This is a genomic window from Mesorhizobium sp. (assembly GCF_004962925.1).
Lineage (GTDB): Bacteria > Pseudomonadota > Alphaproteobacteria > Rhizobiales > Rhizobiaceae > Mesorhizobium.
Window position 1 is genome coordinate 1 of sequence record NZ_SUEO01000302.1, and the last position, 5899, is coordinate 5899.

General features: G+C 58.6%; 8 protein-coding genes. 4 read left to right on the forward strand and 4 right to left on the reverse strand.

The window, feature by feature from the left end; translation table 11 throughout:
* From E5W87_RS33345 to E5W87_RS33355, 3 genes are all read right to left on the reverse strand, one after another.
* Positions 1 to 408, reverse strand: a 408-nt coding sequence (locus E5W87_RS33345; RefSeq protein WP_367118904.1) for an aldo/keto reductase, incomplete at its 3' end; no start/stop codon positions are given.
* A 148-nt stretch (positions 409 to 556) separates the two neighbouring features.
* Positions 557 to 1567: a DUF4105 domain-containing protein gene (locus tag E5W87_RS33350; protein WP_292407575.1), complete on the reverse strand. Its 1011-nt coding sequence runs from the start codon at positions 1565 to 1567 to the stop codon at positions 557 to 559.
* Between the two features lie 255 nt (positions 1568 to 1822).
* The gene (locus tag E5W87_RS33355; RefSeq protein WP_292407578.1) at positions 1823 to 2215 is read right to left on the reverse strand and encodes a VOC family protein; all 393 of its coding nucleotides are present in this window, start codon (positions 2213 to 2215) and stop codon (positions 1823 to 1825) included.
* Between the two features lie 133 nt (positions 2216 to 2348).
* Here E5W87_RS33355 and E5W87_RS33360 point away from each other — a divergent pair, with 133 nt between their 5' ends.
* A complete protein-coding gene (locus E5W87_RS33360; protein ID WP_292407581.1) occupies positions 2349 to 3080 on the forward strand; it encodes an ankyrin repeat domain-containing protein in 732 nt (243 codons plus the stop codon).
* A gap of 103 nt (positions 3081 to 3183) precedes the next feature.
* Here E5W87_RS33360 and E5W87_RS33365 read toward each other — a convergent pair whose 3' ends face one another.
* Entirely contained in the window at positions 3184 to 4734 is a 1551-nt protein-coding gene (locus tag E5W87_RS33365; protein WP_292407584.1) for a winged helix-turn-helix domain-containing protein, read from the reverse strand.
* Between E5W87_RS33365 and E5W87_RS33370 the strand changes: the two genes are divergently transcribed.
* From E5W87_RS33370 to E5W87_RS33380, 3 genes are all read left to right on the forward strand, one after another.
* Entirely contained in the window at positions 4734 to 5069 is a 336-nt protein-coding gene (locus tag E5W87_RS33370) for a hypothetical protein (protein ID WP_292407587.1), read from the forward strand. The two genes, E5W87_RS33365 and E5W87_RS33370, sit on opposite strands and share 1 nt — an antisense overlap.
* Before the next feature lie 78 nt (positions 5070 to 5147).
* Positions 5148 to 5537: a helix-turn-helix transcriptional regulator gene (locus E5W87_RS33375; RefSeq protein ID WP_292407591.1), complete on the forward strand. Its 390-nt coding sequence runs from the start codon at positions 5148 to 5150 to the stop codon at positions 5535 to 5537.
* 5 nt (positions 5538 to 5542) lie between these two features.
* On the forward strand, positions 5543 to 5899 hold a 357-nt coding region (locus E5W87_RS33380; RefSeq protein ID WP_292407594.1), incomplete at its 3' end, for an SRPBCC domain-containing protein.

Genomic DNA, 5899 nt, shown 5'->3' on the forward strand with positions numbered 1-5899 from the left:
ATTCCTGAGTTCGATCAGCGTCTTCCACGCCTCGACATATTTGTCCTGGCTGGGCACTGGCCAGTGGATCAGAAACAGGTCGAGCTGTTCGATCCCGAGCTTGTTCATCGTCTCGTCGAAAGCCCGAAGGGCGGCGTCGCGCTGATGCGCGCCGTTGCGCAGTTTGGAGGTGATGAACAACTCGCTTCTCGGCACGCCAGCCGTGCGGATCGCCTGCCCGACGCCTTCCTCGTTCTGGTAGCCTTCGGCGGTGTCGATCAATCTGTAGCCGGCCTCGATTCCCCAACTCACCACCTGGCTCGTGATGGCTGGATCGACCTGCCACACGCCAAGGCCGATCTGGGGAATGGCTGAGCCATCATTCAACGTGATCTGTTCAGGTTTGCTCAGGGTATTTTGTTCAGGCATGCTCAGGTCCTTCTGCATCGCTTCGCCCCAGCGCAGTGCTTATCTAGGCTCGGTGTCGGCCAAGGCGAGTCGACAGGCGGAGAAAGTAGAAGTGCGCCGTGAAGATACGATTCGAACCCGCCTACAAACCCAAACACGATTCCAGAGATCAATAAACTGGATCGGGAGATGGCACGCCAATCCGGATCAATCTCGAAAAGTCTGGCGAAAGGCCCGACTCCCGCGCACGGCGGTCAATGTGGGCTAACTCTCTCAAAACCGACATTGGCAAGCTGACATCGAGTGCATCCCGTGCATACGCGTATTCGGGAAGATAGCCATTAACGATCAGGCGCCAGTCAAAAGGGACCACGTCACCGACCGCTCGCATCATCTTGACGATCGTGGTCGTGCAGTTCGTCGTGATGGTATTATAGAACTCCGGAGTCGTGGAAAGTGCATTTGCGTCCAAGACGTATTCCAGCAAGAGCGCCCGGGCCGTGTCCGGTGACACTTTTAGCCGATAGATTTGGACGTCCTCTCCCCGAACGTTTGACCTGACGCCGACGACGTCTCGCTCGTCAGCCGCAATAATGACCAGGGGATTGCTCTTGAACAGATCTGCCATGGGTGAAAACTTGCCGCCTGTACGGCGCCGCACCTCAATCGACCAGGCAAGGTAGTCACCTCCGGCAAAGCCGAAGCTTATGATGACATGGGCGATATTGGGCCCGGACCAATAAGACATGAAGAGGTCGACCGTCTGAACGTTGGAGAGGTCGTAGGTCCGCGTTGTCCAGCGTTCGGTGAAATCAGTGTCGCTACGCCATTCGAAGTCGCGCACATCAGTCAGCGTCAGCAGGTTCCCGTCGCGGGTGCCGGTCACCTGACGGGCGACGTCAGGCGACCAGTCCGCGTGATCGAAAGGTCTGATGGTGCTCCACCAAACCAGAACCACAGCAAACGCAGCCACAAACAGGACAAACGCCCTGATGCGAAACCGGCCGAAGAGCGCGATGACGGTGGCGAGGCCGAACAAGATGAAAAGGAGGCCGGCCACAGCCCGTCCAAGCTCAGCCATGGGCAGGCGATACCACATGGCAAGTCCGACCCAGGCGGTCAAGATTGCAACGGCTAAAGAAAGGACGATGGCAAGCGAGACCCGAGCGATGCGACGCATTCATTCCCCTTCTGGTGCGCCGCTCTCTGGCGGTCTGGCATTGCCTGGATGCCATTTCTCACGGGACGTTCGAAGGCAACTCTACATCTCCATATTGAAGCACCAATCGATCTGATACCAGTTGTCGCCGCGGACTTCGCAGGCACGGAGCGAGCGACAAGCTACCCCGCGAAACGAGCGCGCTCGGCATCGGCCGTTCGATCAAATGATGACCTGGTGGGAGTGCGTCCGCCGCCTGGCTACGTCACCGAGCGATCACGGGTTCCATCCGCCGCTGCCGTATTGACGGGTAATGATCTCGAGAAGGTGACCGTTCGGATCCTCGAAATAAACACCGCGGCCGCCGTCGTGGTGATTGATCTCGCCCAGCTGCGTCCGGCCAGGGTCAGCCCAGTACGGGAGCGCCCGTTCACGAATCCTGCCGAAGATCCCGTCGAACTCGGCTTCGCTGACCAGGAACGCATAATGCTGCGGCGTGATTTCGCCGGCGGTATCCATAAAGTCGAGGTTGGCACCGTTTTCGGTCGTGACCATCTGGAAAGGTCCCCAGCGTCTTGGGGCTGGAAGGCCAAGCATCTCCGCCAGGAATTTTGCCGACGCCTCGCTGTCGCGGGCCGACAGTATCGTGTGATTGAAATCGATAGCCATGCCATCACTCCCTTTGATCTCTCCTCGCGCGTCGTTGTTCCACGACTGAAGCGATGCTGCACGAGATGGGGTCGAAGGCCATGATGCTCAAGCCGGCGTGGCAACATGCCCGATGACCTGCGGACGCTGTCGAATGAGAAAGGCTTTTCGCCGGAAGCCGGTCATTCAGTGGATGTCGGCCGAACCGGAACAATGGTATCCTGCGGGAGCATTCGGGGAGGCGACTGCATTGACCGAGAGCTTGGAAGCCGAAGGGACGGGAGGTTGGCCGAATCTGCTGCTCGCGGCAGAAAGGGGCGATGCGGAGGCCGTTCGAGCGGAATTGGCGGCCGACGCCAATATCAACGAGGCGGACGACGGCGGCTGGTCAGCACTTCATCTCGCAGCCCTCAACGCCCGCACCGCGGCGGTCGAGGCGTTGATCGAACATCCAGCAATCGATGTGAATTCCAGAAACAAATGGAAGAGCACGCCTTTGAGCCTTGCTTCGGCCAAGGGCCACTACGCATCCATCTTAGCTCTCGTGAAACATCCCGAAATAGAGATCAATGCGAGAGCCGACTACTACGGCAGAACGGCCCTTATTGAAGCAGCAAAGAATGGTCATCTGGATATCGTTAAGTTGCTTGTCGAGAATGGCGCAGACGTGAATCTGAGCGACAAGACCGGAAGAAACAACGCGCTTATCGAGGCTATCAAGGGACGGCACTACGACGTCGCGGATTACCTGCTTAATTCTCGGAAAATGAACTTTCTCAACAAGGATATGAGACTGAACGCCCTGATCTGGGCTGGAAGCTGCCATAACCCTCAACTCATCGAAAAGCTGGAAACCTCGATCCATAATTTCTTCGAAGGCAAGTAAAGGTCTCGCGTCCGGTTGCAGTTGCCATTTGTGGTTACCGGACGAAGAAACACGTAATCCTCCAATCCGGAAGGCTCGTCAGCCCTTCGCGATAAGCGCGCTGCTACTCACGATGTCTGGGCAGGGTGCCAACAAGGCCGGCCTCATATGCTGCAAGTGCTTTGGCGACGCCGGCAGTGAAGTGTTCAATATCGCTCGCATGTTCGAACGCTATCCGGGTTTGCGCAAACTCCAGTGGCGAATAGTCAGGCGCTATCCGCTTGACCTCTGCGATAATGTTCTGGGCTTCCTTGAGATCGCCGAGTTGCGCATGGCACGCCGCGAGCCTTGTCAGCCGCCAGGGTGTCTTCAATGGGAGCTTCGACATGCTAAGGAGCGCGGCCTTGTAGTCTCCTGAAGAGTAAAGCGCGATAGAGCGGTCATAGTGGTACCAGTCTGGATGGATCGGGTTGATCCGTATCGCACTGTCAACCGCCGCGAGTGCTTCAAGAGGTCTGCCTCTCATCGTCAGCAAGAACCCCATTTGCACAATCGTATCGGCGTCATATGGATTGAGGTCGAGCGCGCGTTGAAGGTGATGTTCAGCCGCATCGAACCGACGGGCATAGATTAAAGCCTGGGCGAGTACGCGATGGCAGCGTGGCTCTTCCGGCGCCAAGGTCACCGCACACTCCGCGCGGTCGATCACCGAACCAAGCAATGCCGGGGATGCCTCAGCATAGCCACCGATAATGAGATCGGCGAGCGCGATGTAGGAATGCGCCAAGGCATAGGTCGGATCCTTTTCGGCCGCCGCCTGGAAAAGACCACGCGCAGCCTGGTTGTCATCATGACCATAACCGCGCAGACGCGCCAGTCCGCGCAGCAAAAGCTCGTACGCAGCCAAACTGTCAGGAGGTTTTGGGGATGCCTGCTTGACCCCTGCGTCGTCGAGCCGAGCGACCAGCCGGTTCACCACACGGCGGGCGATTTCTTCCTGCATGTCGAAGATCTGGCCGCCAGACGCAGAAAACGTATCGCTCCACAGGACTCCACCCGTTGAGGCAGCGGTGAGACTGATGGTAACCCGCATCCCGTCTGCGCGAGTCGTCGCCCTGCCGCGGACCAGATAGGTCGCGCCAAGGCTGTCGCCAACGGCACGCCAATTGGAAGCCGCATCCGAGACGAATGCAAAGCCGGAATTGCGCGCCAGCACGACGACCGTTCCGAAGCGAGCCAACGCGTTGACGATGTCTTCGGCAAAGCCGTCCACCAGAGGGGTGTCTTCCGGCGCACCTTCATTGGTGAAACGAAGCACCGCAACGCTCGGCTGTCCGAGGTGCTCTTGCTTTGGCGCTTCGAGACAAGAAAGAACGTAGCCGCGTTTGGCGACCGTACGGATAATGGTTTGGCTTTCGTCCTGCAGCGCCTTTCGCAACTCCCTTACCGCCTGCGTCAGTGAGTCCTCGGTCACGAAGACATCGGGCCACACCGCCGACATCAGTTCCGACTTGGTCGCGACACGCCCGACATTCTTGCTGAGATAGGTCAACAGATCAAAAGCCTTGGAGCGCAGAGCAACGGGTTTCCCGTCGCGCAGCAGCAGCCCGCGGGCAAGATCAAGCTCGCAACTGCCAAGTGCCAGTGGTACGTTCCCTGGGTTTTCTTGCGACATTGAATGCCGATCTGACCAGCCCGACCAAACGCTGTCTGATTGGGGTCTCAATCGGCGCGAACGTCAAGGGATCAGGAGAATTTGGTTCGCCTTTACTTTGGCTGGAAGTCATGCGCCTTTCCATGGCCATGATCTCCAGCATTTCGAACATTGTTCCAGGCATGGGCGCACAAGGCGACGCAGCCATGACGGTGGATGCAAATTCCAGGAGTTCCTGCCGGGCGGCTTGGCGCGTGTTCTCGTTCGGTAACATGTTCGACCTCATCCGGTTCGTTCTTGAGAACAATGAAGCCAAAGGACGGGCGCGTACCGGAAGATTTCTGAAATTCTGCTGAATCTGCCGTAGCGGGTTTTCCCACACTCATTCAACCAAATGGTTGACTATCTGGAAGCGAGCGTCTATATTCAACTACATGGTTGAATTAGAGACACCCCAGATGGACTCGGTCTTTCACGCGCTTGGCGACGCCACCCGCCGGCGCATGCTTCGCGATCTCGCCGGCGGCGAGCGAACGGTGAGCCAGTTGGCGCAACCCTTCGCCATGTCACTCGCCGCCGCCTCCAAGCACATCAAGGCGCTGGAGAATGCAGGGCTTATCCGCCGAGAGGTGAGGGGCCGGACGCATGTCTGCCGGCTCGAACCCGGACCGCTGGCCAGCGCCCATCAGTGGCTGGGCTTCTACGAGCGCTTCTGGACCAACCGTCTCGATGTTCTCGAACGCCTCCTTCGCGAGGAGGACGCACGCAAAGCCCAGGATGATTCCAAGAAATCGCCCAACTCAAGAGAAGGAGACGACCAGTGAACCAGATGAAAAGCATCGAAGCCTATGGCGAGCTGACCGAGCCCGCCACGTTCACCATCCAGCGCCTTTTGCCCGGTCCTATCGAGCGCGTCTGGGCTCATCTCACCGAGAGTGACTTGCGCCGGCAGTGGATGGCTGCGGGCCAGATGGAAATGAAGGCCGGCACGTCGTTCGAGCTCGTCTGGCGTAACGACGAGCTGACCGACCCGCCTGGCCAGCGCCCCGCGGGTTTTCCCGAAGAGCATCGGATGGAGGGCCGCATTACCGAGCTCGATGCGCCGCGCAAGCTCGCCATCACCTGGGGAAACACCGGCGGAGTTTCCTTCTCGCTGGAGCCGAAGGGCAACGATGTGCTGCTCACC